Annotated in this window: 29 protein-coding genes, 1 tRNA gene and 1 pseudogene (1 of these 31 only partly in view); 5 read left to right on the forward strand and 26 right to left on the reverse strand. The window is 63.8% G+C overall.

Going from position 1 to position 26,493, the window contains the following annotated elements; translation table 11 throughout:
* From JVH1_RS14555 to JVH1_RS14575, 5 genes are all read right to left on the reverse strand, one after another.
* Positions 1 to 41: transfer RNA gene (locus JVH1_RS14555), tRNA-Thr, on the reverse strand; it reaches 32 nt to the left of the window's first position.
* Positions 42 to 72: 31 nt separating this feature from the next.
* Positions 73 to 1,287 (reverse strand): DNA polymerase III subunit delta', encoded by a 1,215-nt coding sequence (locus JVH1_RS14560; protein ID WP_009477427.1) that lies wholly within the window; start codon positions 1,285 to 1,287, stop codon positions 73 to 75.
* 52 nt (positions 1,288 to 1,339) lie between these two features.
* A complete protein-coding gene (gene topA / locus JVH1_RS14565; protein ID WP_011596786.1) occupies positions 1,340 to 4,261 on the reverse strand; it encodes a type I DNA topoisomerase in 2,922 nt (973 codons plus the stop codon).
* 137 nt (positions 4,262 to 4,398) lie between these two features.
* Entirely contained in the window at positions 4,399 to 4,983 is a 585-nt protein-coding gene (locus JVH1_RS14570; protein WP_009477425.1) for a hypothetical protein, read from the reverse strand.
* 140 nt (positions 4,984 to 5,123) lie between these two features.
* Positions 5,124 to 5,327, reverse strand: a complete 204-nt coding sequence (locus JVH1_RS14575) for a cold-shock protein (protein ID WP_005248460.1) — start codon at positions 5,325 to 5,327, stop codon at positions 5,124 to 5,126.
* A 397-nt stretch (positions 5,328 to 5,724) separates the two neighbouring features.
* Here JVH1_RS14575 and JVH1_RS14580 point away from each other — a divergent pair, with 397 nt between their 5' ends.
* On the forward strand, positions 5,725 to 8,088 hold the full coding sequence (locus JVH1_RS14580; RefSeq protein ID WP_009477424.1) for a DEAD/DEAH box helicase: 2,364 nt from the start codon (positions 5,725 to 5,727) through the stop codon (positions 8,086 to 8,088).
* Positions 8,089 to 8,092: 4 nt separating this feature from the next.
* Here JVH1_RS14580 and JVH1_RS14585 read toward each other — a convergent pair whose 3' ends face one another.
* Together JVH1_RS14585 and JVH1_RS14590 are read right to left on the reverse strand one after the other, a co-directional pair.
* Complete coding sequence (locus tag JVH1_RS14585; RefSeq protein WP_009477423.1) at positions 8,093 to 8,875, reverse strand: 3-oxoadipate--succinyl-CoA transferase subunit B; 783 nt, start codon at positions 8,873 to 8,875, stop codon at positions 8,093 to 8,095.
* The gene (locus tag JVH1_RS14590; RefSeq protein WP_009477422.1) at positions 8,872 to 9,792 is read right to left on the reverse strand and encodes a CoA transferase subunit A; all 921 of its coding nucleotides are present in this window, start codon (positions 9,790 to 9,792) and stop codon (positions 8,872 to 8,874) included. Before JVH1_RS14590 ends, JVH1_RS14585 begins: the two co-directional genes overlap by 4 nt.
* Positions 9,793 to 9,902: 110 nt before the next feature.
* Here JVH1_RS14590 and JVH1_RS14595 point away from each other — a divergent pair, with 110 nt between their 5' ends.
* Positions 9,903 to 10,799: a LysR family transcriptional regulator gene (locus JVH1_RS14595; RefSeq protein WP_009477421.1), complete on the forward strand. Its 897-nt coding sequence runs from the start codon at positions 9,903 to 9,905 to the stop codon at positions 10,797 to 10,799.
* A 9-nt stretch (positions 10,800 to 10,808) separates the two neighbouring features.
* Here the strand turns inward: JVH1_RS14595 and JVH1_RS14600 are convergent, their stop codons facing one another.
* From JVH1_RS14600 to JVH1_RS14615, 4 genes and pseudogenes are all read right to left on the reverse strand, one after another.
* Positions 10,809 to 12,218 carry an MFS transporter gene (locus JVH1_RS14600; protein WP_009477420.1) on the reverse strand — a complete coding sequence of 470 codons (1,410 nt, stop codon included), beginning with the start codon at positions 12,216 to 12,218 and terminating at the stop codon, positions 10,809 to 10,811.
* A gap of 189 nt (positions 12,219 to 12,407) precedes the next feature.
* Positions 12,408 to 12,764: an Rv3654c family TadE-like protein gene (locus tag JVH1_RS14605; protein ID WP_009477418.1), complete on the reverse strand. Its 357-nt coding sequence runs from the start codon at positions 12,762 to 12,764 to the stop codon at positions 12,408 to 12,410.
* Positions 12,761 to 13,135 carry a TadE family type IV pilus minor pilin gene (locus tag JVH1_RS14610; RefSeq protein ID WP_011596779.1) on the reverse strand — a complete coding sequence of 125 codons (375 nt, stop codon included), beginning with the start codon at positions 13,133 to 13,135 and terminating at the stop codon, positions 12,761 to 12,763. Before JVH1_RS14610 ends, JVH1_RS14605 begins: the two co-directional genes overlap by 4 nt.
* Positions 13,135 to 13,206 (reverse strand): annotated as a pseudogene (locus JVH1_RS14615) (DUF4244 domain-containing protein); the annotation flags it as partial. The pseudogene JVH1_RS14615 and the gene JVH1_RS14610, both read right to left, overlap by 1 nt.
* A 239-nt stretch (positions 13,207 to 13,445) precedes the next feature.
* Between JVH1_RS14615 and JVH1_RS14620 the strand changes: the two are divergent.
* Complete coding sequence (locus JVH1_RS14620) at positions 13,446 to 13,646, forward strand: hypothetical protein (RefSeq protein WP_009477414.1); 201 nt, start codon at positions 13,446 to 13,448, stop codon at positions 13,644 to 13,646.
* A 341-nt stretch (positions 13,647 to 13,987) separates the two neighbouring features.
* Positions 13,988 to 14,227, forward strand: coding sequence for a hypothetical protein (locus JVH1_RS14625; protein WP_009477413.1), 240 nt, complete (start codon positions 13,988 to 13,990; stop codon positions 14,225 to 14,227).
* A gap of 74 nt (positions 14,228 to 14,301) precedes the next feature.
* On the opposite strand, the gene JVH1_RS14630 is transcribed toward JVH1_RS14625, so the two are convergent.
* The 12 genes from JVH1_RS14630 to JVH1_RS14685 all read right to left on the reverse strand — a co-directional run bounded on the left by JVH1_RS14630 (position 14,302) and on the right by JVH1_RS14685 (position 23,603).
* Entirely contained in the window at positions 14,302 to 14,988 is a 687-nt protein-coding gene (locus tag JVH1_RS14630; RefSeq protein WP_083849812.1) for a restriction endonuclease, read from the reverse strand.
* 384 nt (positions 14,989 to 15,372) lie between these two features.
* A complete protein-coding gene (locus JVH1_RS14635; protein ID WP_009477410.1) occupies positions 15,373 to 15,879 on the reverse strand; it encodes a hypothetical protein in 507 nt (168 codons plus the stop codon).
* A 139-nt stretch (positions 15,880 to 16,018) separates the two neighbouring features.
* Positions 16,019 to 16,474: a hypothetical protein gene (locus JVH1_RS14640; protein WP_009477409.1), complete on the reverse strand. Its 456-nt coding sequence runs from the start codon at positions 16,472 to 16,474 to the stop codon at positions 16,019 to 16,021.
* A gap of 122 nt (positions 16,475 to 16,596) precedes the next feature.
* Complete coding sequence (locus JVH1_RS14645; RefSeq protein WP_063720702.1) at positions 16,597 to 16,806, reverse strand: hypothetical protein; 210 nt, start codon at positions 16,804 to 16,806, stop codon at positions 16,597 to 16,599.
* A gap of 392 nt (positions 16,807 to 17,198) precedes the next feature.
* A complete protein-coding gene (locus tag JVH1_RS14650; RefSeq protein WP_043780702.1) occupies positions 17,199 to 17,540 on the reverse strand; it encodes a hypothetical protein in 342 nt (113 codons plus the stop codon).
* Between the two features lie 422 nt (positions 17,541 to 17,962).
* Complete coding sequence (locus JVH1_RS14655) at positions 17,963 to 18,217, reverse strand: hypothetical protein (protein WP_157174046.1); 255 nt, start codon at positions 18,215 to 18,217, stop codon at positions 17,963 to 17,965.
* 10 nt (positions 18,218 to 18,227) lie between these two features.
* Positions 18,228 to 18,560, reverse strand: coding sequence for a hypothetical protein (locus JVH1_RS14660; protein ID WP_043780698.1), 333 nt, complete (start codon positions 18,558 to 18,560; stop codon positions 18,228 to 18,230).
* A gap of 278 nt (positions 18,561 to 18,838) precedes the next feature.
* Positions 18,839 to 19,156 (reverse strand): HNH endonuclease signature motif containing protein, encoded by a 318-nt coding sequence (locus tag JVH1_RS14665; RefSeq protein WP_083849811.1) that lies wholly within the window; start codon positions 19,154 to 19,156, stop codon positions 18,839 to 18,841.
* 652 nt (positions 19,157 to 19,808) lie between these two features.
* Positions 19,809 to 20,681 (reverse strand): hypothetical protein, encoded by an 873-nt coding sequence (locus JVH1_RS14670; RefSeq protein ID WP_009477403.1) that lies wholly within the window; start codon positions 20,679 to 20,681, stop codon positions 19,809 to 19,811.
* A 616-nt stretch (positions 20,682 to 21,297) separates the two neighbouring features.
* Positions 21,298 to 21,642, reverse strand: coding sequence for a hypothetical protein (locus tag JVH1_RS14675; protein WP_157174045.1), 345 nt, complete (start codon positions 21,640 to 21,642; stop codon positions 21,298 to 21,300).
* Between the two features lie 299 nt (positions 21,643 to 21,941).
* Positions 21,942 to 22,904, reverse strand: a complete 963-nt coding sequence (locus JVH1_RS14680; protein WP_009477401.1) for an AAA family ATPase — start codon at positions 22,902 to 22,904, stop codon at positions 21,942 to 21,944.
* Complete coding sequence (locus tag JVH1_RS14685; protein ID WP_371112987.1) at positions 22,905 to 23,603, reverse strand: bifunctional DNA primase/polymerase; 699 nt, start codon at positions 23,601 to 23,603, stop codon at positions 22,905 to 22,907.
* Positions 23,604 to 23,643: 40 nt separating this feature from the next.
* On the opposite strand from JVH1_RS14685, the gene JVH1_RS14690 reads away from it, so the two are divergent.
* Positions 23,644 to 25,109 (forward strand): IS3 family transposase gene (locus JVH1_RS14690; RefSeq protein ID WP_371112988.1). Its coding sequence is split into 2 segments (ribosomal slippage): positions 23,644 to 24,013 and positions 24,013 to 25,109, totalling 1,467 coding nucleotides; the frame shifts between segments, so codons are not numbered across the junction.
* Positions 25,110 to 25,310: 201 nt separating this feature from the next.
* On the opposite strand, the gene JVH1_RS14695 is transcribed toward JVH1_RS14690, so the two are convergent.
* The 3 genes from JVH1_RS14695 to JVH1_RS14705 form a co-directional block, all read right to left on the reverse strand.
* Complete coding sequence (locus tag JVH1_RS14695) at positions 25,311 to 25,493, reverse strand: hypothetical protein (RefSeq protein WP_009477396.1); 183 nt, start codon at positions 25,491 to 25,493, stop codon at positions 25,311 to 25,313.
* A gap of 240 nt (positions 25,494 to 25,733) precedes the next feature.
* Positions 25,734 to 25,949 carry a MerR family transcriptional regulator gene (locus JVH1_RS14700; protein WP_009477395.1) on the reverse strand — a complete coding sequence of 72 codons (216 nt, stop codon included), beginning with the start codon at positions 25,947 to 25,949 and terminating at the stop codon, positions 25,734 to 25,736.
* Positions 25,950 to 26,010: 61 nt separating this feature from the next.
* Entirely contained in the window at positions 26,011 to 26,376 is a 366-nt protein-coding gene (locus JVH1_RS14705) for a hypothetical protein (RefSeq protein ID WP_009477394.1), read from the reverse strand.
* Positions 26,377 to 26,493 lie beyond the last annotated feature (117 nt).

Genomic DNA, 26,493 nt, shown 5'->3' on the forward strand with positions numbered 1-26,493 from the left:
TCATTACGAGTGAAATGCTCTACCGACTGAGCTAAGGCAGCGGTGCCTTTCGGCGGTGGCGAGTCTAGCGCCTCAACCCCGAGTATGCGAAAACGGCTCCCTGAACGCGTCGCCGAGAGTGGCCACCATGGCGTCGACAGCCCACTGCGGCTTGACGTTGACGGTGATCGCCTCGCGGCACTCGAGGACGGCTTCGATGCACCTCAGAAGGCCTTCCGGGGTTGTTCGCGAGGCGAGGTCGGCGGCCCGATCCGCCATGTCCGGGTGGTTCGCGGCCGCGTTCGATTTCCATGCGACGGCGAGCGCGTCGCGGTAGAGACCGGCCAGATCGATCAGTGCACGGTCGAGTGCGTCACGGCCCGTGCGAGTGGCCCGGGACTTCTGGCGCTTCTCGAGATCCTTCAGCACGCCGGCCGAGCCTCGCAGGGCTCCGGCAGCACCCTTGCCGGTGCCGCCCGCCCCCAGCGCGGTGCGCAACTCCTCGGTCTCCTGCTCGTCCCTGGACGCGCTCATCTCCTTCGCCTCCGCGTCGGCGGAACGCACCAGTTCCTCCGCGGCGGCGAACGCGGTGGCGGGCCGCAGCGCCGCGACGGCGAGATCCAGAGCATCCTTACGGCGCACCTTGGCATTGAGATCCGTCGCGAGACGTCGGGCGCGCCCGACGTGACCGCCGCTGATCGAGGCCGCCAGTTGCGCATCGGCGGGATCCAGGCCGTCCCGCTCGCGCAGGACCTTGGCGATGGAGTCGGCCGACGGGGTCACGAGATGGACGTGCCGGCAGCGCGACCGCAGCGTCACGGAGATGTCCTGCGGGTCGACAGAGGGCGCACACAACAGGAACACGGTGCGATCCGGCGGCTCCTCCACCACTTTCAGGAGGGCGTTGGCCGCCCCCTCGGTGAGCCGGTCCGCGTCCTCGACGACCACGATTTGCCAGCGCCCGGTGCTCGGCCGTCGGGCGGCGGTCTGCACGATGGCGCGCATCTCCTTGACGCTGATGCTCAGCCCCTCGGGGACTACCTGCCGGACGTCGCCGTGGGTACCGGCCATCGCGGTGGTGCACGCGTGGCAGACGCCGCAGCCATGAACGCCGTCGCTGGTGCATTGGAGTGCTGCGGCGAAACACTGCGCGGCCACCGACCTACCCGATCCGGGTGGGCCCGTGAACAGCCACGAATGCGTCATCGAGGAGCCCATCGCGCCGACTCCGCGACGGGCGGCGGTCGCCGCGGCCGTCAGCTCGGCCTCGACGTCCTCTTGGCCCACCAACCGGTCGAATACCGTCACCGCGCCAGCCTAACCGGCACATGCGACAGCACGACCGGCCCGAGGTACCGGCTCACGCCTTCTTGTCCGCTGCCTTCTTCGAGGCCGCCTTCTTGGCCGGCGCCTTCTTGGCGGCGGTCTTCTTTGCAGCCTTCTTGGCGGGCGCCTTCTTCGCGGCGGCCTTCTTCTTGACGGGACCGCGGGCACGCCGATCCGCCAGCAGTTCCGAAGCGCGGGCGTCGGTGATGGACTCCACCTCGTCGCCCTTGCGGAGGCTGGCGTTGGTTTCACCGTCGGTCACGTACGGCCCGAACCGGCCGTCCTTGATCACCATCGGCTTCTCGCTGACCGTGTCGACGCCCAGCTCACGCAGCGGCGGGGTGGCCGCAGCCTGACGTCCGCGGCGTTTGGGCTCCGCATAGATCTTCAGCGCCTCGTCGAGGGTCACCGTGAACATCTGGTCCTCGGTGGCGAGGGACCGCGAATCCGTCCCCTTCTTCAGGTACGGGCCGTAGCGGCCGTTCTGCGCGGTGATCTCTTCCTTGGACTCCGGATCGACACCCACGACGCGCGGCAGCGACAGCAGCTTCAGGGCGTCGTCGAGGGTCACCGTCGCCAGGTCCATCGACTTGAGCAGCGAACCCGTCCGCGGCTTCGGACCGGTGGCCTTCTTCGCCGCCGCCTTCTTCGCGGGCGCCTTCTTGGCAGCTGTCTTCGTCTTGGTCGTCCCGTCGCCGGATTCGTCCGTCACCGGCACCACTGCCGGTTCGGGCTCCGGTTCCGGCTCGGGAAGGATCTCGGTGACGTAGGGGCCGAAGCGGCCCTCCTTCGCGACGATCTCGTGGCCGGTGAGCGGGTCGACGCCCAGCTTGCGACCCTCCTGCGGCGTCGAGAAGAGCTTCTCCGCGTACTCCGGTGTCAGCTCGTCCGGCGGAAGGTCGTCGGGCAGGTTGGCCCGCTGGGAAATGAGGTCGCCCTCGGGGTCGTCCGGGTTCTGGACCATCCGCTCGAGGTACGGACCGAACCGTCCGACGCGGACGTGCACTTCCCGTCCCTCGGCGTCGTCGAAGAGCCTGATCGAGTTGACCTCGCGAGCGTCGATCTCCTCGAGGTTGACCCCGACCATCTTCTTCAGGCCGCCCTCACGGGCAACCGAACCCTCGGCGCCGTGATCGCCGCCGAAGTAGAAACTGCTCAACCAGTTGCCGCGCTGTTCCCGGCCACCGGCGATCGCGTCGAGATCGTCTTCCATCCCGGCGGTGAAGTCGAAGTCCACCAGCCGCCCGAAGTGCATCTCGAGGAGACCGATGACGGCGAACGCCACCCAGGACGGGACCAGCGCACTGCCGCGCTTGTAGACATATCCGCGATCGAGAATGGTCTTGATGATCGACGAGTAGGTGGACGGGCGGCCGATGCCCAGCTCTTCGAGGGTCTTGATCAGGCTCGCCTCGGTGTAGCGGGCGGGCGGGTTCGTGGTGTGGCCATCGGGATCGAGCTTGGTGGCGGTGACCGCCTGGCCCTCGACGAGCACCGGCAGGCGCGACTCGGCGTCGTCGGACTGGCCGCCGGCCTCCTCGTCGACGCTCTCCACGTAGGCCTTCAGGAATCCGGCGAACGTGATGGTGCGGCCCGACGAGGAGAAGGTGCATTCCTCGCCGGTGCCCGCGGTTCCGGTGATCCGCAAGGTGAGCGTCGTGCCCCGCGCGTCCGCCATCTGCGACGCCACGGTGCGCTGCCAGATCAGCTCGTACAGGCGGAACTCGTCGGTGTCGAGGCGGGAGTGCAGCTGACCAGGGGTCTGGAACACGTCACCGGCCGGGCGGATGGCCTCGTGCGCCTCCTGCGCGTTCTTGACCTTGCGCGTGTACTGGCGCGGTGTGTCGTGCACGTACTCGGCGCCGTACAACTCGGTGGCCTGCGCGCGGGCGGCAGCGATCGCCGACGACGACAAGGTCGTCGAGTCGGTACGCATGTAGGTGATGTAGCCGTTCTCGTACAGCCGCTGCGCGATGCGCATGGTCCGCTCGGACGTGAAGCGGAGCTTGCGGCCCGCCTCCTGCTGCAGCGTCGACGTCATGAACGGCGCGTACGGCTTGCGGGTGTACGGCTTGCTCTCGGCGGAGGAGACGGTGAGGTCGACACCGGCGAGGGACTCGGCCAGACGCTGCGCTCGCGCCTCGTCCAGAACCGTAACGGTGCTCGTCTTCAGCTGGCCATCGGCGCCGAAGTCGCGGCCGGTGGCGACCCGGGAGCCGTCGACGCTCACCAGACGCGCCCCGAAACTGCGGGGGCTGGCGTCGGCGCCGGCGTCGAGGGTGGCGGAGATGTCCCAGTAGGACGCCGAGCGGAACGCCATCCGCTCACGTTCCCGCTGCACGATGACACGGGTGGCGACGGACTGCACTCGGCCTGCCGACAGCCTCGGCATGACCTTCTTCCACAGCACGGGGCTGACCTCGTAGCCGTACAGACGGTCGAGGATGCGGCGGGTCTCCTGCGCGTCGACCAGGTCGTTGTCGAGTTCGCGGGTGTCCTCGGCCGCGGCGCGGATGGCCGGCTCGGTGATCTCGTGGAAGACCATCCGGCGAACCGGGATCTTCGGCTTGAGCGTCTCGAGGAGATGCCAGGCGATCGCTTCGCCCTCACGGTCGGGGTCGGTGGCGAGGAAGAGTTCGTCGGCGTCCTTGAGGAGGCTCTTCAGCTCCGTGACCTTGGACTTCTTCTCTGGACTGACCACGTAGAGGGGTTCGAAATCATGGTCGACGTTGACTCCGAGCCGCGCCCAGGATTCACCCTTGTACTTGGCCGGGACGTCTGCGGCTCCGCGCGGAAGGTCGCGGATGTGACCGACCGACGCCTCGACGACATAGTTCTTTCCGAGGTACGGGGCGATCTTGCGGGCCTTGGTCGGCGACTCGACGATCACGAGGCGGCGAGGCTGGCCGGACGCTCCCGCCGCACCCTGTGCACTGCCGTTGTCCCCTTTAGCCACCTGTAGCCCGAGCCTTCCTGAAGTCGATCGCTGCCACTCGGCAGTTGTGCAGACAAACCCTTTTATACCCGGTTCGCCTATTACTAGAGTGACATACCCGGAACCCATCCTCGCAGATCAGTACCGTGTGCGCGGCTCTACACGTGGGGCCAACCGGTACGGTCGTCCAAATTTCCGGGCGCCTCACCGATGCTCTCGACGAGTCTGCCGAGCCTACGCCGACCCGAGATTCGGAGCCCCGGACCGGAGCCACGGGTACCTATCAGCGTCGGCGCGATGCCCGCTCTCATCAATGCCTGAGCCAACGGCGCGTGGGTATCCGGGGCATGCGGATCGAGTCCGAGGACGAACCGCTCCCCCTCCGCTTCACTCCTGCCCGACGCGAGAGCCCACACCCTCAGCTGACGCCCCGACGGCACCCAGCCGGAGGGCACCGCCTTGACCGCCCCTCTCGTCCACTGGTCCGCGAGAGGCCGCAAGTCGACGACCGATGCGGTGCGGACCAGCGGGCTGCCCTCGTCGCTGCGCGTGATCTCGACCTCGAGTCCGGCCTGGGTGATCAACTCCGCAATCGCCTCCGCCCGCCACTGGGCGTCGACCACGATCGAGATGCGCGCACGCCCGGCCGATGTGACCACCTGACCCGTCGCGGCGAGAAGACCGCACAGATCGGTGACTGCCGGCGGCATCGCCTCCGCGGAGAAGAAGGAGAGCTGGCTCACTGAAGTACCCCCTTTGCCACGGCACCGTTGCCGTGAAAACGACTCGTCCCCCACCGCCTCAGGCGATGGGGGACGAATCAGACGCGGTCACGAAGACCCCGCCTATCTGATTTACGTGTTCACGAATGTGAACGGCAGAATCAGACTGCGCGAACGCCGGTAGCCTGGGGGCCCTTGGTGCCCTGGCCGACCTCGAACTCCACGCGCTGGTTCTCCTCGAGGGTGCGGAAGCCGCTGCCCTGGATCTCGGAGTAGTGAACGAAGACGTCAGCGGAGCCGTCTTCGGGTGCGATGAAGCCGAAGCCCTTTTCCGCGTTGAACCACTTCACAGTGCCCTGTGCCATGCTTTTCCTTCTCTTTCTAACCACCGGATTCGGCGGACAGCACATACAGTCCGCCGGGCCGGTTCCGACCGCTGTACTTCTAGATTTCCCCCTCAGGAAAAGCAGAGCACCGCGTTCGCAACATCGATCCTGCGAACGTTCACTCTTTCAAGCCTACGAACACAGAAGCTGCGACCAGTTGTAGTCAACCATGAACTCCGCGAACGCAACAGTCGAAATCCGAACAATTCACACAAAAAGTTGATCTTGTAGCGAACAGGCACGAAACAGCGGATTGGCGCGGGGGTCACGACACCCCGGGCGACAGCCCCGGAAAGGGACTCGTTATCATCAAATGCGCAGGTCGTGGCGGTGTGGAAGCTACTCGCCCGTACCCTACGACAGCCCGGAGACATCAGTGAGCACACCGTTTTCACCACGTGACGACAGTGGAAATACGGGCGAAACATACGGCCGGGCGCTGCTGAACCGAGTCCTCGAGGGTGTTCCCCGAGACGAAAACCCGCTCACTTTCGCCGCCGAAATGCCTGCCCGGACTTCTCAGCTGTCGGAATGGCCCGCATGGGCGCACCCGAGCGTCGTCCGGGCCATGCAGGAGAACGGGATCCCCCGTCCCTGGACCCACCAGGCCACCGCCGCCGACCTGGCACATCACGGGACGAACGTCGTGGTGTCGACCGGCACCGCCTCGGGCAAGTCCCTGGCCTACCAGCTTCCGGTACTCACCACTCTGGCAACGGATCCGCGGGCGACCGCCCTCTACCTCTCGCCGACCAAGGCGCTGGGAGCAGACCAACTCCGGGCCGTGACCTCGCTCATCGACTCGGAAGTCCTGGACGCCGGGGACGACCTCCGGGGCGTGTGCCCGTGCATGTTCGACGGCGACACCCCACTCGAGGTGCGGCACTGGGCACGGGAGAACTCGCGGTGGCTCTTCACGAACCCCGACATGCTGCACATCTCCCTCCTCCGGACCCATCAGCGATGGGCGCACTTCTTCCGGAACCTGGCGTACGTGGTGATCGACGAATGCCACTCCTACCGTGGTGTCTTCGGCTCGAATGTCGCGCTCGTGCTGCGACGGCTCCGGCGCATCGCGGCACGGTACGGCGCCGACCCCGTCTTCGTCCTCGCGTCCGCCACGACAGCGGACCCTGGAGCGGCGGCGTCACGGCTGATCGGAGCGCCCTGCGCCGAGGTCGTGGAAGACGGTTCACCACACGGCCCCCGGACGGTCGCGCTGTGGGAACCCCCGCTCATGCGGGAGGTCACCGGGGAGAACGGAAGCCCCGTTCGACGGCCCGCCGGTTCGGAGGCCGCGCGCATCATGGCCGACCTGATGGTCGAGGGAGCCCGCACGCTCACCTTCGTGCGTTCCCGCCGGGGCGCGGAGCTGACTGCTATGGCGACCAAACGCCTACTCGGGGAGATCGATCCCGAACTCTCGTCGCGAGTCGCGTCGTATCGAGCCGGGTACCTCGCCGAGGACCGGCGTGAGCTCGAGACCGCACTCGCCGACGGCACGCTGCTGGGGGCGGCGACGACGAATGCGCTGGAACTCGGCGTCGACATCGCCGGCCTCGACGCCGTCGTGGTCGCCGGGTTCCCCGGCACGGTGGCGTCGTTCTGGCAACAGGGAGGCCGGTCCGGCCGACGCGGCGAAGGTTCGCTCGTAGTCCTGATCGCGCGTGACGACCCTCTCGACACCTACCTCGTCCACCACCCGTCCGCGCTGCTCGACAAACCCGTCGAGGCGACCGTCACGGACCCGAGCAATCCGTACGTCCTCGGACCGCAGTTGCTCTGCGCGGCAATGGAACTACCACTTTCCGACGCCGAGGCCGAGGCGTTCGGGGCGATCGACGTTCTCGGAAAGCTGGCCGAGCAGGGCCTGATCCGCCGGCGGGCACACGGCTGGTTCGTCACCGCCGGCACAAATCCTCATGGCGCAGTGGATATCCGGGGTGGAATCGGAACCCAGGTGGCAATTGTCGTGTCGGAATCCGGACGCATGCTCGGAACTGTCGACACGGGCCGCGCTCCCGCCACGGCACACCCCGGCGCCGTCCACATCCACCAGGGTGAGTCGTACGTCGTCGACGAACTCGACCTCGACCAGGGACTCGCCCTGGTGCACGCGGAGGACCCGGACTGGACGACGTCGGCCCGCGAGACCACCGAGATCACCGTCACCTCGGTACTCGAGCAGAAGCAGTTCGGCGACGTCGAGGTTGCGCTCGTCGAGGTGGAGGTGACCCATCAGGTGATCGGGTACCTGCGACGGCTGCCTTCGGGCGAGGTCCTCGACGCGGTCGAACTGGACATGCCGAAGCAGACCCTCCACACCCGCGCGGTGATGTACACCGTCACCCCGGAACTTCTGGTGCGGGCGGGTGTTCCGGCCGAACGCGTGCCCGGTTCGCTCCACGCCGCCGAACATGCCGCGATCGGGCTCCTGCCTCTCGTCGCGGTGTGCGATCGAGGCGACATCGGCGGCGTCTCGACGGCGGTGCACGCCGATACCGGACTTCCGACGGTGTTCGTCTACGACGGTCATGCAGGCGGCGCCGGGTTCGCCGACCGGGGTCACGCCGAACTCACTCGCTGGCTCGGCGCGACCCGTGAAGCGATCGAATCGTGCGAATGCACGTCAGGCTGCCCGTCGTGCGTGTACTCACCGAAGTGCGGAAACGGTAACGACCCCCTCGACAAGGACGGCGCGATCCGGGTCCTGACGGCGGTACTGGACTCACTCGGCTGACGGGTCAGCGCAGATACAGCCGAACCTTGTCGATCACATCGCGGAGCAGGTGAATCTCCTCGCCGGTCGGCGGGGCGGTGACGGTGAGATCGTCGGCGACCTTCAGTTCCCAGCCGGTCTGCGCTCGCACGTCGTCGACGGTGACCCCCTCGTGCACGCTGACCAGCTCGAGTTCGTCGAACGGACCCTGCCTCGACAGCACCCCCAGGTTCGTGAACACCTTCGTCACCCCTCGGCCTCGGGGCATGATTCCGTCACCTGCCTCCCGGGCCCGGACAGGGCTCGGGGACGTGCAGAAGTCCAGTTCCGCCGGGAAGGCGCTCGGGTCGTGTCTCCGCATCACCACGAAGATCTCGCCGGCGTTGGGCATGATCTCCACGGCGCCACCGGCACCGGGCAACCGGACCGTCGGCTTGTCCCAGTCGCCGATGATGCTGGTGTTGAGGCTGCCGTACCGGTCGATCTGGGCCGCACCGAGAAATCCGACGTCGACGTTGCCGCCCTGCAGCACGTAACCGAACAGTGCCGACATCGATACCACCGACTCCGCGCCCGACACGACGACCGAGTCGGCGATGCCCTCGGCCATCGCGGCGGGGTGCGCGCCGCACACTCCCGATTCGTAGATCAATTCGACGTCCGGGTTACTTGTCCTCTTGGCGAGATCGACGGCGAGAGTCGGCAAGCCGACGCCGGCGAAGACGCGCCCCTTCCCGGCGAGTTCGCGGGCGGCGACGGACACGATGATCTCCGTCGCCGAGATCGCTCCGAGTGGTGCTGTGCTCATTTCCGGCTCCCGTAGTCGACTGGTTCGGAGAATCGGGGCTCGACGGCGAGGTCGTTCCAGTAGTCGCCGCCGAGTTTGTCCAGGTACTCGTCGTGATTCGCGGTGCCGTGGATCCACTCCTTCAGCCACGCCTGCAGGAGTGCGGAGTCCTTGCTGATCGCGGTCCATCGCCGGTAGAACGCGCAGTCCCGGTCGTAGTACCCCTGCACGTAGGACGGATGCGCCCCGCGCGGACAGACCACGACGGCATCGACCGCGTGGGAGGGAATCAACGTGCGGCTGGGGTCGGAGCGGACGACCTCGTCGTCGACGATCTCCTCGACGACCACGATCGCCTTCCCCGCGGCGTACACCGCTTCCTGCTGAACCCCGGAGATACCCCAGATCTGCACGTTGCCGTGACGGTCGGCGCGCTGCGCGTGGACGATGGTGACGTCCGGGTTCAGCGGAGGCACGACGTACACGGTGCCCTCGCCGTAGGGATCGTCGACGAGTCGAATTCGCGGGTTGAGCCGCGGAAGGTCGCTTCCGGCATAGGAGCGCAGCGGAAAGAACGGGAGTCGTGCGGCGCCCGCCTGATAGCGGCAGACCATTCCGTAGTGGCTGTACTCCTCGACCTCGAGGGCCACCGGATCGTGGTGCTCGATTCGGCGTCGCAACTCGTGCAGCGATCCGGCCGAGCCGCTCGCGAAGAACGAGGCCACGAGCTTGGTGACACACCCGGCGGCCACGAGTTGATCCGACACGATGTCGGGCGTCATCCGGCACAGCGTGAGGTTCTGCCGCTTCTGCCGGATGATCTCGTGCGCAGCCGCGAAGGAGATGAGATGCGAGAAGCCCTCGAGGCACACGGTCATCCCGTCTTCGACATACGTTTCCATGGCTTCCGCCATGCTGACCACTTTGCTCATCGCCATGCCCTTCTCCGGAACGACGGGAGGCCGCCTCGGAACCTCTCCCACCGGATTACCGCCGTGTGAATCAATAGTGTTGACAAATCTGTTGCTGGAACTGCAATAGTTCTCCCGTGGAGATTTCTCAGATCACTGCCTTTCTCGCAGTTGCCGAGGAGTTGCATTTCGGCCGCGCCGCGCAGCGCCTGCACTCGGCCCAGCCGCCGCTGAGCCGAACGATTCGGCAACTGGAAAAACAGCTCGGAGCAACTCTTTTCGAAAGAAACACGCGGAACGTCCGGTTGACCTCCGCCGGTGAGGCACTGCTCGGCCCGGCGCGCGAAATCCTGGACGCCTGCCGGCTCGCGGAGATCGCCGTCGCCGCCGCCGGGCGCGGACAGGTCGGCCGGGTGCGCATCGGCTTCGCCGGAGTTTCGTCCCACCTGCTCATCGGAAGGTGGGCGAAACTCGTCCGGCACACCCACCCGGGTATCGAATTCGTGCTGGACAGTTCCGCTTTCGCGAGCGAAGCGCTGAGCAAGCTCCTCGACGGAACCCTCGACATCGGCCTGGTCCGGTGGATCTTCACCCCGCCGGGCATCGCGTCCCGCGTCATCCTCAACGAGGACTTCGTGGTGGCCCTGCCCACCGACCACCCGCTCGCAGGCAGGGACGGCGTTCGCATCGAGGAACTGTCCACCGAGCCCTGGGTGACGCTGCCCGCCGATCCCGGATCGGCGCTGCGGGACTCCCTGCAGAGGGCGGCCCACGACGCCGGTTTCACGCCCCGGATCGTGCAGAGCGCCCCGGACTCGATGGCGTTGATGGCGTTGGTGTCCGCGGAGGTCGGTTGCGCGTTGACCGTCTCCTCCGTGGCCGAGAACGTGAACAACCCCGATGTCGTGTTCCTGCCGCTGGTCGGCGGTCCCAGCACCCTGCAACTGCGGATCGCTTGGAGAGCGGACGACGACAACGCCGCGTTGCGGGAAGTCCTCCGGCTGTCCGAAGAGGCCTTGCCCACGCCGGAATGACCCCCGCGGTCAGGAGTGGGCTGTCGCACGGGCCTGCCTTGCATTCGGAGCGGTGTCCACCGCATCGTCCTCATCGATCTCGAGTTGCATCTCGTCCGCGTCGGATTGCTCCGCGGTCGACAACCGGCGCGCGTCGAATCCGGTCCGGTTCAGCAGCAACAGCGTGCAGACCAAGGAGACGGCGGCATAGCCGGCCGACACGAACGCAACACCGACGATGTTTCCGGACGAGTTGAGCATCCACTGCGCCAGCACCGGGGTGCCGCCGCCGACGATCAGAGAACACAGCTGGTACGCCGCGGAAAGGCCGGTGTAGCGAATGTTGGCGGGGAAGGCCCGCGCGAGCACTCCGGCGATGGCGCCGTAGAACATCGAGTGTGGAATGGTCGCGAGGCACATCGCGACGACGGCAATCGCGAAGTTCTCGGTCCGGATCGCGAAGAACATGGCCGGCATCAGGACGAACTCGGGAATCACCATGATGCACATGGCTTTCCGCATGTCGATCCGCGACACCAGGACGGCGCCGAACGGCTGCACGATGAACTGGACCACGAGGGCGATGGCGATGGCTCCGAGGAACGTGCCCCGGTCGTAGCCGAGTTCGCTGGTGGCCCACGACAACGCGAAGGTGTTCTTGAAGTACGTCACCTGGGCCAGGGGCAGCGCGCCCGCACCGAGGAGGACGAGGACCCAATGCTTGCGCAGCACCTCACCGATCGGCAGTGCGACAGTCTTCTTGCGCTTCAGCACGGTCTTCATCGCATCCGACTCTTCGAGCCTGAGGCGGATGATCATGCCGACGATCACCAGGGCCGCGGAGATCAGGAACGGGATGCGCCACCCGTAGAGCACGAAAGCCGGGGTGGGCATGGCGGAGAGAAGGAAGAACGCCATCGTCGCCAGGAGGTTTCCGGCGGGCGACCCCTGTTGGGCGAACGCCGAGTACAGAATCCCCTTCCCCTTGGGTGCGTTCTCACTGGCGATCAGCACCGCCCCGCCCCACTCACCGCCTACTGCCACACCCTGGACGACCCGGAGGAACACCAGGGCGGCGGGCGCCCAGATCCCGATCTGCGCGTAGGAGGGCAGGAGTCCGATTCCGACGGTGGCGGTGCCCATCATCATGAGCGTGATGACCAGGGTGTTCTTTCGACCGATTTTGTCGCCGAGATGGCCGAAGACGATACCGCCGATCGGACGGGCGAGGAACCCCGCCCACAACGTGACGAACGCGAGCAGGGTGCCCATGCCTGCCGGGAGGGTGTCGGAGAAGAACACCTGACCGAAGACCAGCGCCGACGCGGTGCCGTAGATGTAGAAGTCGTACCACTCGATCGTGGTGCCGATGAACGAGGCAATGCCCGCCCTCCGCGCCTTTGTCTCGGCCTCGGTCCGCTTCGGTGGTGCCGTGGTCATGTAATGCCCTCTCTCGCCAAAGGGAGTGGTGTGGATGAAAACCAGCTCGCACCAGTGAGACTCGCATCACAGGATCGATGCCGTCCAATACTTCCTGAGCGGGGGATTATTGCGATTCCGGTCACAATCACCAAAACCTTGCACACGCTGGAGTGATGCGCCTCACCGGACCACCTCCTCGCTCCGACGTCACTCCGCGGGACCTGCCCTCGCGACCGCCCGGGCATCCCGGACACCCAGCGAGGACAGGAGCACCGGCGCGGTGACCGCGACCTCGACGTCCCAGTCGTCGATCTCACAGGACACGACTTCGGTGCGCATTCGCCCCGCCACCTCCCGCGCCGCGGCACACGCCGCCTCGGTGCCGCGGTCCAGCCCGACGGCCGCGGCGACGGCAGCCAGATCCGCAGCGGACTGCGCCCGGTGCCGCACCGACACCGCCGAGCCGACGTGCACCAACATCGCCGTGACCACCACCAGCGCCGCGAGCGCACAGCACGCCGTGACGGTCACGGAACCACGATCGTCGGTGATCACCGAACTCACCACCCTCCCCCGCCCCACCCCGGCACGGTGGGTTCGAGAGCCGCCACCGCCTCCGCGGAGATGTTCACGAGCGGAAGGAGTGGACTGCGTGCCCGCACGGTCGCGACGACGAACTCCCCCTCGGCCCGGACCGACACGTCGGCACCGTCGGGTGCCACCTTCGCCGCCGTGGAGATCGCCGACTCGCGATCTCCACGGGCTGCGAGCCGTGCTGCCTCACGGGCCGAGTCGACGCACCGGACGTGCAGCGTCGCCGCGGTGATCGCGCCGACACACAGCACCACCACCGCCACGATCGACGCGATCGCGATGGCGGCCTCGACCGTCACGCCGCCGGCCTCCGACCGGCGCAGGTTCTCGGCAGCACTCATCACACCGCGGTGTTCAGCGCTTTGTCGATGATGTTCGTCAACGCCGTCACGATGCTGTCGCCGGTGACGACGGGGGTACAACTTGGACTGTCAAATACGACAACGGCCCCAGAGAGTGCGCCAACACTCTTCCAGGGCCTCAGCTTCTACGGAAAGTGCCATTCCCGATGAGCCGTTTTCGCATCATATCTCTGTCCAGTGACAGGTTCGAGCCACTGCTCACCTGCATCAGCCTTCTCGCCCTCCTGGGCCTCTACGCCGCCACCATCGGTGTACTGCGCCTCTGCATCGCACTCGGTTGGTACGTCGCATGAGCGCCCTCGTCAGCATCAACCAGGCAGCATCCCGGCTTGGTGTCGCCCCAGCCGAGATCGTGGACGCATCCGGCCTCACCCTTGGCGAACTTGAACATGCCGCAGAGCAGGATGGGCTCGACGCGTGCCAGTACCGGCAGGTCCCTGTCCTCAGCAAGAGTGACCTCGACGTCATCGCACAACGCATTCAGCGCTGATCCACCCATAGCTGTACGTCGCTATCTGGTGGGTCCGACGTAAACCGACCGCTCCTGTTGCCAGTGCTGACAATCCCCGGAACCAGGTTCGGGGAGTCCCCTAGCTGACTGATCATCCGCCAGAGGATCAACCGACAGCCGCTCACGCTCACAGGCGCGAGTGGCTAGAGGTCGTGGAGCGGAACGACGGTCGGCGGAATTTGGGAGGTAGGGCTTGGGAGGTTCCAAGCCTTCTGCCTTTAGTCCGTTCCTTCCCTGGACCGAACCCACGAAACTTTGAACCATCGCTCTTACCCACCGGAGCCGAATCTAGCTCCCCGCACAGAGAACTGAGAACCTACGTGACCACCCTCATCACCACAGCCCAGCACACCAACTTCCTCACACTGATGCACGACGACATCCACAGTGCTGGCTACACCATCCCGCAGGTTGCAGAACACCTCGGCTACGCAGAACACCAGCTACGCACCCCCGTCCTGTCGGCTGAAAACCCCAACGGGCTGAGCATTGATGACGTGTACCGGATCTCCAAGCTGGTCGGCGGCAACTGGGTGGAGTGGTTCCGCTCATTCGAATGACCCAGAACGACAAAAGATGCCCCCGGCAACCCACAATGGGTCCGGGGGCATCGTCTTAAATGGCCAGTCGTTTGCTACTTCTTCGTATTCTGCGCCATTGTGACCACTCCAACGATGATGCCGGGGCAGAGCAAGGAGCCGATTGCGGAACCCAAACTCCCCGAGCTAATCCACGCGACCACGAGCCAAATGAGCATGCCCGCTATCAGCAAACTTCGCCATTCGGCAGCCAACCAAGCCCAGAACCCAGACCCTGTACTGGAGGTGCGGGGCGCGAGTCGCCGCGCTGACACATTCACCGCAACAACGTTCCCGAAAAGGTCGTACTCGAACAGACAGATTCCGTGCTCGTTTGCATACTCGATCGCGTGCCTGCTGTACCCAGAGGCACTAAAGAAAAGGAGCTGTTTCGACATGTCGGCTCCACGAGCACCATAGAGCCGCTGAAGATCAGGCCGTCCCGTCTGCGCCGACTTACATTTCACTTGCGCCAACGCGTGCCTGGAGCGGACGTCCACGCCTCCATCTGGCCCACCCGAGACGGCTCGAGCGTCAGAGAAGCCGAAGGAACTTCGCATGTAGTCGGCAGCGAACAACTCTGCGTCGCGTGGGTTGTTGATTACTGCCATCGTCTCCGCTCCCTGTTGGTAGCGGGAGCTTAGCCGGACGTACCGACCGAAGTTGATAGCAGGGCGATGGAACCGAAACCGGTGTTGGTGCGTCGAATCCAGCATGGACAACGATTGGCGCGAGGACTTCATGTTGTGGACGCTCGAACTGCTCCACGACCGCAGAGAACGCAGGGACCGGGGCCGGCAGCTTCCCTCCGACAACCCCGATACCCACACAACAGACGCTACCTCAGACGAGTGAGGCGTGTCGAACAAACTTTCGAATCAGAGTAGGGTCGATCTATGGCACCCAAGGTCGAGCAGGCACCCGCGACCTGCCCGAACGGTCACCCACTGGTCAGCGGCGGATGTTTGGTGGGCTGGACAGTCTGCTCCTGCCCCAATGCCTCATACGGTGGTCACCGCACCTTTTATTGCCGGAGATGCGACACCACCCAATTCGTCCCACCATGCGCCGGCCAGGACTTCACACCTGGTGAGCGGTGGGTGACACGGGAACAGATGCCTTGATTCTCAGGAACCGAAAATTGAGGCAGACCCATTCCCGGGAGCTGGAGCCGGGACAGGCGCAGCACTGACAGTGACCAGGACGGGTTGTGCTGTCGCAGAGGCGCTAATCGCCCCCGGCGTTCCCCATTCCTCGTGGCCAGATTCACCGGAATAGTTGTTCGCGCACGCCCAGTCGACTTGATACTCACCCACGGGAACGTCCGGGTAGGTGAGCGGACCGCCGCCGACCGGGATCTTCACGGGATCGAGAGCGCCACCCTCAAGCCAATCACCCAACCCGGCTGAGAACGTGATCGGGTCCACCTCGGGGTTCGTTCCCGGTTTCGTGCCGTACACCATGCAAAAGACATCCGCACCAGTGTTGTTGGTGATCGTCGTGGTGACGGTGCTGCCACTGACCGTAGCGGTCAGGGCGACATCTTCCGGTGCCGCGGCAGCCGTGCCGGTAGTCAGCAAGGCGACCGCCGGGACAGCCGCGAATACTGCAAGGGAAACACTTCTCAGCTTCATGCCTGTGATGTGTACCAGACGCCGTATCGCTCATTCACGTGACGGACACGCCAGTGCGACAAGCGGAACCCCGCCCTTGCACTGACCCCTACCCCCACCACGGACCCCCGTTGGGGAGCCTTAACGAATGCGCTTTTCTTCACTCGGCGGTGCTAGAAGAGGCCGGGGCGTTCTCGTTGGGATCATTCACCCACGTTCGATACAGCTTGTGGGGACCACTGGTCTCCAACAACCGCTTTGCCCAGTCATCACAACCCGGCTGAGCACCAAGCTGAATGCAACCTTCCACAATATCTTCGAGCGTGTGGCGACCGCTCGGCATATGAGCCTTCGGGTTCACGGTCGGATGAATATGAGGCCGATGCTCTGGGCTGTTGCCGTCAGGATGCCAATGCCATTGCATCTTCCACCCTTCATCGGCAACCAGGTTGTATGCGTACATCCTCGTCGAAACCCGGTACTTGCCTGCCGACAGATCGAATCGCTTGGGATCGCACTCCACCAACTCGAACAACTGTTGAGCGTGGAAAACCCCAAACCGTGGCAAGACCATGCCAGTTGCGCCATTCAGGATCCAGGCGCCGGTGTCACCCACCCGCCTCACCTTGTTGGTCTGCACTATCTTCGCGCCGCCCTTGAGGCATGAAACAGCCCGCTGAAGTGGATCAATGTAATTCTTGACCGCTTCCTGCGGGCTATGTCCAGGCATGAATGGGTCTAGCGGGCGAAGGGTAGCGCCATAGCCACCTCAGTTAGGCCTGGCACGTCGTCCCAGTCCACTCCATCAAATTCACCGCTGTCCCAACGCACAAGGAACTGAGCTCCAGTTATCCCCATGTTTTGGCGGGCGATTTGGTCGAACAAGTCTGAGCTTTCCTTACCATCCACCACAGTGACCTGGCCCATCACATCTGTTGCGATGCTCATGAACGCCTCCTTCTCGTCAACTGGATGTATACCCGAGGTGTCTGACACTACCCGAGGATCAATCCACACAGTGCTCACATCCCTATCCACAGATCGTGCCCTATCAAGGTCTCGTTAGCCTGTTCGCCGAGAAACTTTTGAACCCTCCACACCGAGGGTCGCCCTCGGGGGCGGTGATGCCCCCTCACGTAGGGAAGGCCCTACCCCCCGCACAGGACCGTGCTCCTGGAGCAGTCGAACGAACCCACCCGGCCAGCCGCTCACCCGATACCAGGACTTACGGGCATCACACCAGGCCGTCACCCGCTCCGCACGAGTCTCACCAGGCCAATCAGCCTCCGTGAAGACCACCAGGCGCTCAGGGGGCGGATCACCCAACACCCGCCGGCGCTTCACAACTTCGCCCGATACACGCCCCGAGGTGCACCACGAACTGATCCACGCTCGTCGTCCTCCTCAGCGGGGATACGCAGAGCCGCCAGGAGTCGAGCAAGCACAATCCGCTGCTGACGGGCCTCCACAGCAGCCGGGTGCACCTTCTGCCCCTGCGGCGAAGCCATCATCAACCCGTCCGACTCCACCAACGCCTGCAACGCAGCGATCTGGTCAGCGGTAGACGCAGCCTCCCGCAGCAACTCCAACTCGTGCGGGGACAACTCGAACTCGTCTGAGAGTGCACCCCACAGCCGTTTACCGGCCTCTAACAGCCCTTCTGGGGCAGTAACTTCCGTCATTGGTACGTCCATTCTGGATAGGTCCATTCGTTTCACCTGGTGGAGAGGGAAGCTGACACAGTGCGGAGCGAGCGTCAGCGGGTCAGAGGTGGTCCCGGTCCCACCCCTTCAGAATTTGCCGGCCTAGCCGACGGGTTTACCAGTCCCTGCTGGTGGGTGGCTTCTGGTCGCGCTTCCGGTTACGGATGCCGTCGCCGCGAGAGGAATTACAGCCCCGGTGTGCAGGTCGGAGAGCCCCGTGCACGTCCCCGCCAGCGTTCAGAGGCACAACGTGGTCCGCGGTCCAAGCGCCCTTATCGGTGTAGGGGAGGTCGGGGTCTATGCCTTTGCCGCAGAGCCAACAGACCTGGTTGGCGCGCCGTAGTCGTTTGGCTGCGTGGCGGTAGCGTCTGCTGTCTCGTGGGTTCCCTGCCATGACAGCATCAGCCCTCAAGGTGCAGCACGTTGGCGGCGTCGAGTATCAGCACGTCGTGGGGTTGGCCCGCGTTGCGTGCGTAATGATCGTCTGGGAGTTGGTACCGGCGTAGCTGAACTACTTCACCTGATGCCAGTAGTTGCACGGGCTTCGACAGTTCGTCGTACACCTTTGCGCCGAGGTGTCCGTACTGGTTGCGGAAGTCTTCAGCCTCACGCAGTAGGTACTCGCGCAACCCGTTCGACGTTGTCCCGCGTGGCATCCTCGCCATGTCAGTTCCCCCACCTGATGTTCGCCGCTTGCTGGTGTCGCACACTCTTCGGCGCATTCACGGCTGCGTCTGGATTCAGCGAGGCAGACCACCGGAGCACATTCGACTCCGTCTGGCGGATCTCGGCGGCCAACTCGACAACGCGCCGGGTGCTGACAGGAGTCTTCGCAACCTCTATCGCCAGCAAATCGGCCAGAATCGCGCCTCTATCAGTGGCCTTACGGATGCTATCCAGGGTCAATAGCTCCGCCTCATCCCACTCCATCGGCGGCGTCAGTAGCTTCGCCAGTTGGTCTACGGCCTTCTCGCCGGCCGTTCGTGCTCGTCTGCCCATGTCTTCATTCCTTACGTTGGTCTGTTACGACTCGATACCTCTGACCTGCACCGATGCGGCTCACCGATTGCGTGAGCCCTGAGTTGCCCTGTGCCGGATTCGCCCACCCCTGCACACCTGACGCGCATTCTGTTGCGCCATAGCAGCACTCACGGTCCGGTGCGCTACCCCGTGGGTTTCCCCCATGCGATGCAGCGAGTCCTGGGCTGTATGTGCAACGTGTGCACTCGCGGGAGTGGTCGTGGGGTATCCCGGTGGGGGTCAGATGAAGGCCCCGGTCACTTGAGACCTGGGTGCCGTTGGGTGGGGAGCCTCAGGCGTACTCGTCGTGCGGCTCGCGCCGTGGCTGCCTCAGCCTGTGTCTTCTTGAGGTGACAGTTGCGGCATGTGCTGGTCAGGTTGTCTGGCTGGTCGGTGCCACCGGCTTTGGTGTTGCGGATGTGGTCCACCTCGGTGGCTGGTTGTCCGCATGTGGTGCAGGTGTTGTTGTCGCGTTCGAGGATGGTTCGGCGGAGTCTGCGCCATGCGGCGGTGCTGGTTCGGGGGTCGCCTGAACCCCAGTTGTGTGTCATGGGTTGTCCTTGAATTGGGGGCATCTCTCAGCCCTCGGTGAGTAACGGCGGTCACACCGTCAGCGATAGTTCATGCAGGTCGGGAGGACCAGGAGACAGTCATGATCGGCAACGTGTTTGACATACCGGTGTTCGGTGACCCGATCTGGCCTCCGGGCGTTTGGTACGTCAACTTCGCCAACTGGTTCAACCAGTTCTAGGAGTCGACATGATCGGCAACCTGCCAGACCTACCAGGATGGTTCTCAGAAGGAGAAACCGCCTTTTGGTTTCCCGTACTGGTTCAAATCGCCAACTGGTGGAACCCATTATGACCGGAAACCTGCCTGACTTGTTCTTCATGATTTGGCTTGGTCCATTCGCAGAGGCGTGGAACAACTTCGCCCTTTGGTTCAATCAGTTCTAGGAGAAATCATGATCGGCATCGTGTTCGATCTTCCAGGGTTCTTTGACGTCGGTGACTATTGGCCAGGCACCGTTCAATGGAACATGTTCGCCCAGTGGTGGAATCAGTTCTGACCCGTCGAGCGGGCACCACCTCGCTTGGAAGTGATGCCCGCCCGCCCACGTGGGGCGCTGCTACTGACTCGCCGGAAAGGTGGGTCGTGGTCAGTGCATGGTTCCGTCCGGTCCATCCGGTGCCGGCGACCTTGACGCCCAGGTCAGTCAGTCTGTGGTCAGCCCTGGTCAGCGACCTTGTACGGGTTCACGTGCACGTCCGGGACGAACCCCTCAGTCTCGCTCATCCGCCCCGAACGACCCGGTGTGATCGCCGCATCCCACGACTGCTCGAGGTAGGAACGCAGGCGCTCACGTGCCTCAGCAACCGTGTTCAGGGTGATCGGCACTCCTGCCCGGAACCAACGGCTACCGCGCGGACCGAGCCCGTGGACTACTCGGAACGTGGATGCTTCGTAGAGTTTGCCGGTCTCGACGGGGACGAAGAACAACGCGAAGGTGTTGATGAATCCTGCGCCGGCGGCACTTTCGATGAGGGGGAACTTGCCCTGCGGCGTGAACTCGGCGACCAGCAGTTCGCACTGATCCAGGGTGCCGGTGTGCTTGGGGAGTCCCTGCCACACCTTCAGGGTTTCCGCATCAGCACGGTCAAGGAACGTGGTGGGATCCTCGTCACCGTTGATTACCGACTTGGCCTGTGCGATACCTTCGGCTGCCTTTTCCACGACGGGGCGTAGCTGGTCGAGAACGGTGTCTGCCGCGCCATCGGCGAGAGCCTGGTGGAAGCGGCTTGCAATGGCGACTTCGTTTCCGGTGAGCTGGCTGACGTACTGGCGGCGTGCGGCTTCGTCTGCTCCGCGCTTCGCGAGTTCAGCGAGTTTCTTCTCGGTGAGTGTCCCGGCTGCTGCGTGCGCCTTGATCTCGTCTGCGGTGGTGTCGGGGGCGTTCGTGAAGTTCCGCAGGTCATCCCAGGACGCCAGAATGTTGGTGAGTTCGGCGGGCGCTTCGATACCGAGTGCGGCGACGTTGGCGAGGAATCCGCGACAAGTGCTGATGCTGACGCCGTGGGCGAGGTTGAAGGTCTTCGTCATGTTGGTTCTGCTTTCAGTTGATCGTGAAGGGGTGTGCGGATCGGTCCGCTAGTTCGGGTTTGCCTACGGCGCGGTACAGCGCGTCGAGTTGCTGCTGTCCGCGTGCGTCCTCGGATAAGGGTGGGACGCGCGTCTCAGGGTTATCCCGTCTGGCATCTGACGTTGGCAGAAGCTCGTCGTCTAACGAGAAACTTGAGGGGCTGACACGGTCCTCCGGTCGGGTCCACGATGTGGGGTAGTCCCGTGCGGGTGCCTCTTCAACCTGTTGCGGGCGTGTATCCCATTCGGGCGGGTACTGCGGTTCAGTCATGTTGGTCTTTCTTGTTAGAGTCCTGCGCGGTCGAGGACGTCATGAATTTCGTCAGCGATCTGCCGAGCAACATCGGCCTTAAACTGGACAGGTCCCACGCTGATCCAGTCACGGTTGTGTAGGCGGACTGTCGGCTTGGGCCGGTGCTTCGCGCAACGTCCTTGCGTGGATCTGGTGAGGTCGGCGCAGCCAGGTTCGGCGCATTCAACCCCCTGCCGTCCGCGCCCCTGAGACTTCTTCGCGTATGGATTGGCCGGTTCAGTCATCGGATGCCCTCTCAGGTCCAGGAGTACTTAGGTGCACGTTTCAGAAACCCGGATCGTCAGCAAGCACCGCTTCCAGCAGTGCAATTGCCTGCCTGATACGCGGATCACCACTGACATTCACAGGCGTCGGTCTCGGCTCACGTTGGGTGCCTTGCTGGGCACCATCCGAACTGTCGAGCCCGGTCGTGGTGTGTCCGTGTGCGTGCAATGCGCCCACTAGGTCCCGTGCAACGTCGGGGTGCACTGCCCATTGCTTCGTGTCTGGTGAGTACCTGCGCCTGTTCTTCGGCAGTGCCTTCACAAGACCAACCACCTCTGCGTCGTAGGGGAACGTCAGCAGGTAGCCGTCGGGGCCGGCATCGTCAAAGTGGACGCGCACAGGCATGGGGTGTTCCTTCCGTAGGTATATGGGTTCACCGGACTTGCGCCAGTACCCGAGCAGGACTTCAGGGTCAGACGTGGGGCTCATCCCTGCCGCCAAGAGATTGCGGACCGCATCAACCATTGAGATCTCGGTGCGCGTGGACTGTCCCCCATGTCCCCCCTTAAGGGTGGGACTTCTGGGGACAGCCCCCGACGTATGCACAGCAGCAGGACTGTCCCCACTGTCCCCACGACCGGGGACAGTGTTCACCTCACGGTTTGGACCACTTGTGCCCGCTGTCCCTTCGTTCAGGGTCAGCATCACGCGCTGTCCTCCAGGAGACTCATCGGTTGACTGTCGGGGACAGCTTTTCGATGCTTGATCGCCTCCGCTAGCAGCTTCGTTTTCGCGGTGATCCCGTTGTTGCTCAGGATTGCGCGCGCCGTAGTTCGTCCCATCTCGGGTGGGATTCCCAAGCGGTCCATATCTGCAAGCAACTTCGCGAGTTCCGGTTTATCGGTGCCCGCGGCTGCCACGTGACGCAACGGGGAATCTTCCCGTCGAACCTCAATGAACTCGGGATGGTGATTCGAGCGCTGCCGTTCACGACGCAGAGTTACAACATCTTCAGACTTCTGCGTCAGCAACCAGACCGCGTCCACATCATCGTTTTTCGCCGATGAACCACGGACACCCTTCGTTGCATCCTTGCCGAGGTGGTCCAATCTGACGATGGTCCGCCGCTCCGCCTTCAGCGGTGCGAGCGCACATCGGTACAGGTTCCGGTACGTGTCCGAAGAATTCTCATCGCCCTCAACGACGCGGGACAGGGTGTCAATGACGATGAGTTGCGCATCCCAGTACCGAGCGACTTCGGCCAACTGTTGCCCACCAGTCCGGGTATCCAGTGCTTCCATCGACGGAAACGACAGATAGTGTAGATTCGCCAGGTCGTCAGGGCCGTAGTTCATCTCCAACAGCCGTTCAATAACGTCCTGCTCGGTGTTTTCGAGGTCTACGTAGAGAACGCTGATCGGTTCCCGTTTCGCCCTGCCTAGCGCCGTCCTGCCACTGGAGAGTGCAGCGCACAGGTCGAGCATCAGGAGCGACTTGCCGGCCTTTGCTGCGGCAACCATCGCGTAGGACCGACCGATAATGAACAGGTCCTCGATCAACCAGGGGATCTCCACCGGCTGCGCCTGGAATGCTCGGTGCCAGTCCAACTTGGGGAACGGAGATGGTTCGTCGTTCGGTGGGGGTGCGTTGACGTTGCTGAAGTCCACCTATCGGCCCCCGTTCTCAGCGGAACGGATGGTGTTCTCAATCTCGATGTCATCGAGTCCGATGCTTCTTGCAGCGGCTTCTAGGTCAGCGCGGATTGCGCTCAAGGTGCCGTCTTCGACTGCACGGCAGGTAGCCCAGAACAGGACGTGGTTCCGGTTGCCTTCGACAGCTTCAGCGACAGCACGAACTAGGCCGTCTGAGTTGCCCTGTGCGGCGCGGTCGTCCCGTGGGGTGGGTAGCGGCTTGCGTGCCAACGTCAGCAACCACTTGGGGGCGTGCGCGATAGGGAGATCATTCAGCCACTCGTAGTTGCTTCCGTTCGGGTGCAGGGATGGTGGCGCAACCACGTATCCGGTGTGCGACTTCAGGTCGACGCCTTCGCAGAGTTGCCCTTTGAACGGCCCTTTTGCGCGTAGCCAGATGTGCAGACCTTGTCCACCGGTCACGGCGGTCCACGTCTGCGGGAGGTCCCCGTGCGCCTGAGTCAGCGCCAATAGGTTCTGGCACCCGTCGTGTCGGCGGTCCACGTCGAGGACTAGGAAACCTTCTGGTGGTCGTATGCCGACGTTGCGGTTGGGGTTCTCATCCCACCAACGGCTGATCCGGTCGGGGTCTGTGGTGGCATCGTCTTTGCCATGCTCGCAGTCCGGAATCTTCGTTCCCCTGGGTGTCAGGGTGAGTTGAGTCCAGTGGTTCACAGCAAACCCGCCTGCAGGGCGAGATACGGATCAACCCGCGATGACGATTTCTCCCACGGTTCTGGTCGAGGACAATGTCCGGATGGACCCCTCGCACCCACGCGCCGACGGCCCGCAGCGACGACGCGCCTTCAGCGCCGCCGACAAGCTCGCCCACCTGACCGCCTATGAACAGGCCTGCGAGAGCAACGGCGGAGGCGCGTACCTGCGCCGCGAAGGCCTGTACTCGTCCCTGATCAGCGAGTGGCGCAAACAACGCGATGCCGGCGTCCTCGACGGCAAGAAGCCCGGCGACAAGATCGGCAAACTCACCACCGAGCAGGCCGAGATCGCACGCCTCAAACGCGAGTTGGAGAGAGCAAACAAGCGACTGGCCACCACCGAGACTGCACTGGAAATCATGGGAAAAGCACATTCGCTCTTGGAGCAACTCTCCGAGAGCGCGGATGCGGACGAGCAGCGCAAGAAACGTTGATGCGCACCCACCACGAACTCACCGATTCCGGTGTAACAACAAGGGATGCAACCCAACTGACGGGAATCATTCGATCCACCGCAGCACGAGACAAGACCCGGCCCGCGGCACCGGATCCGACCGCCGCCGCAGTCACGCGCACCCCGGAGAACAAGCTCACCGACGCCGAACGCCGGACTGTCCTCGACGTTCTCGACAGTGACCGGTTCGTCGACCGAGCCCCGGCCGAGGTCTATGCCCAACTCCTCGACGAGGGCATCTACCTGTGCTCGGTCTCGACGATGTATCGGATACTGCGCGAAAACGCGCAGGTCACCGACCGTCGACGGCAGGCCCGCCACCCCGCCCGGGCCTGTCCGGAACTGGTGGCGACCGCACCGCGGGAGGTGTACTCGTGGGACATCACTAAACTTCCAGGCCCAGTCAAGGGCACGTATTTCGACGCGTACGTGATGATCGACATCTTCTCCCGCTACATCGTCGGCGCCCACGTCCAGACCCACGAGTCGGGGCTCCTCGCTGCCGAGATGATGACCGAAACCTTTGCTGTGCACGGAATACCGAACGTCGTGCACGCCGACCGGGGAACCTCGATGACCAGCAAGACCGTCGCCACCCTGCTCGCCGATCTCGAGGTCACCCGCTCGCATTCTCGGCCGCGAGTATCCAACGACAACCCCTATTCAGAGTCACTGTTCAAGACCCTCAAGTACGGCCCGGCATTCCCGGAGCGGTTCGGGTCCATCCACGACGCACGAGAGTTCATGGACTCGTTCGTCCATTGGTACAACCACGAACATCGCCATACCGGCATAGGCCTGCACACCCCCGCCGACCTGCACTTCGGACTGGCCGCGCACAAGGCCGACGAACGCTCTGCGGTGCTCGCTGCGGCCCGGCTCGCGCATCCCGAGCGGTTCGGCACGACCGGTACCCCGAAGATCCTCGACCTGCCGACCGACGCCTGGATCAACCAGCCCGTCGCCGAGTCCGAGGAGGCCGAACCCGACGCGGATCAGCTCGCCGCGTAACACCTGTTGGACTCAAACACCTTGACAAGTTCCGTTCCGGGCCGTAGCGGCAGGACTTCGAGTCCAGCCGGCGCGTATGCGGTTGCGTACTCGCGGTATTTGGTTATCAATTGGGGTTATTCCTTCAGCTCATCAGTTCAAATCGTCCGCTGCGTGCGGCACTCGGTTTCGTATGAGAGGGGTTCGAAGGGAAGCGGGGCTTTACTTTTCGTGTTTTGTGATCACGTCGTCGAGCACTTCGGCCAGGCGCCGCATCTCTTCCAGGTTCACAGTGAACTCACGTGACGACTGGCTGAAGATCACTCGAAAGAGGCTCATATTGAGGTTGCGTGAGAATCGTTCGGCAACCACGAAATTGTTTGCTACGTAGGGTCGTTCGTTCATCGGTCGGTTCTCCTATTTGCGGTTATGCGCCCCGCGTCAGCGGGAAGTCCTGAGGAGTGCGGTGATCCGGTCCAACGTCTCTGCACTGATAGGCGGAGCTTGACTGACCAGAGATTTGACGTACTCTGTGATGTGGCTATCTGTGTAGCATTGCTTTCTAAGTTCAGTTGCGGGCATGCGCAACCCTTCTATCCAAGTGGCAATCGTTAGGCGCTCAGCGAGGCAGCCAGTGGCCTGCAATTAGGTGTTACGTCGTGGCCTTCCGCCCTTGGGGCGTGCCAGATAGCGTTCAGCCTGCAAAGCGAGCGCCGCATCGAGATCAGTTGTCCGGTACAGAATCCTGCCCGGACCATCCTTCTCGGCGGTTATGTCTCCGCGACTGCGCCAGTGTTTCAGGGTTCTGATGCTGCGGTCGACATAGAGGGCTGCGTCTGGTTCGGTGAGTTGTTCGGTCACTGCAACCCTCCTCGGGTTGGGGAATCTGCAACTACTTGCACATACACCCCAACATAGAGAGTTACGCGGACACGACCTTTTCCTTCTTGTGTCCACGTCCGGGACCAGCAACGAAGGGGCGGTTGCGATAGTTGTACTGCGCAGCCATAGACGCGAACATCAGGGAGAGCTTGTTGTAGCGCATCACGCCGTGTACATCCGGCCTCGCGCGCAGGAGTTCCTGCTGTCGCCAGCGCCGTAGCGTCCGGGTCGTCTTACCGGCGAATCGCGCCGCGTCGAACTCGTCCAGCCACGTCCTCGCCCACAGGTCGTGCATGTCTGCATGCGCAGGCTTCTTTTCGTCGTACCACTTCTTGAGGCATCCGATATAGCCGGCCTGATGGGGACGCAATGGCAGTACGTCGGCGGGGTTCTTCTTATCAGTCATAACCAACCTCTAATTAGCAAAACCTCTTGTCCGAATCCGGACCGAGAGAAAGCTAGCACGACGGGTTGCTTATACACACAGTTGTCTAGAGGGTCAAGTTTCGCAGTAACCCCACGT

The organism is Rhodococcus sp. JVH1, assembly GCF_000280725.2.
In the GTDB taxonomy this organism is placed as follows: Bacteria; Actinomycetota; Actinomycetes; order Mycobacteriales; family Mycobacteriaceae; genus Rhodococcus_F; species Rhodococcus_F jostii_A.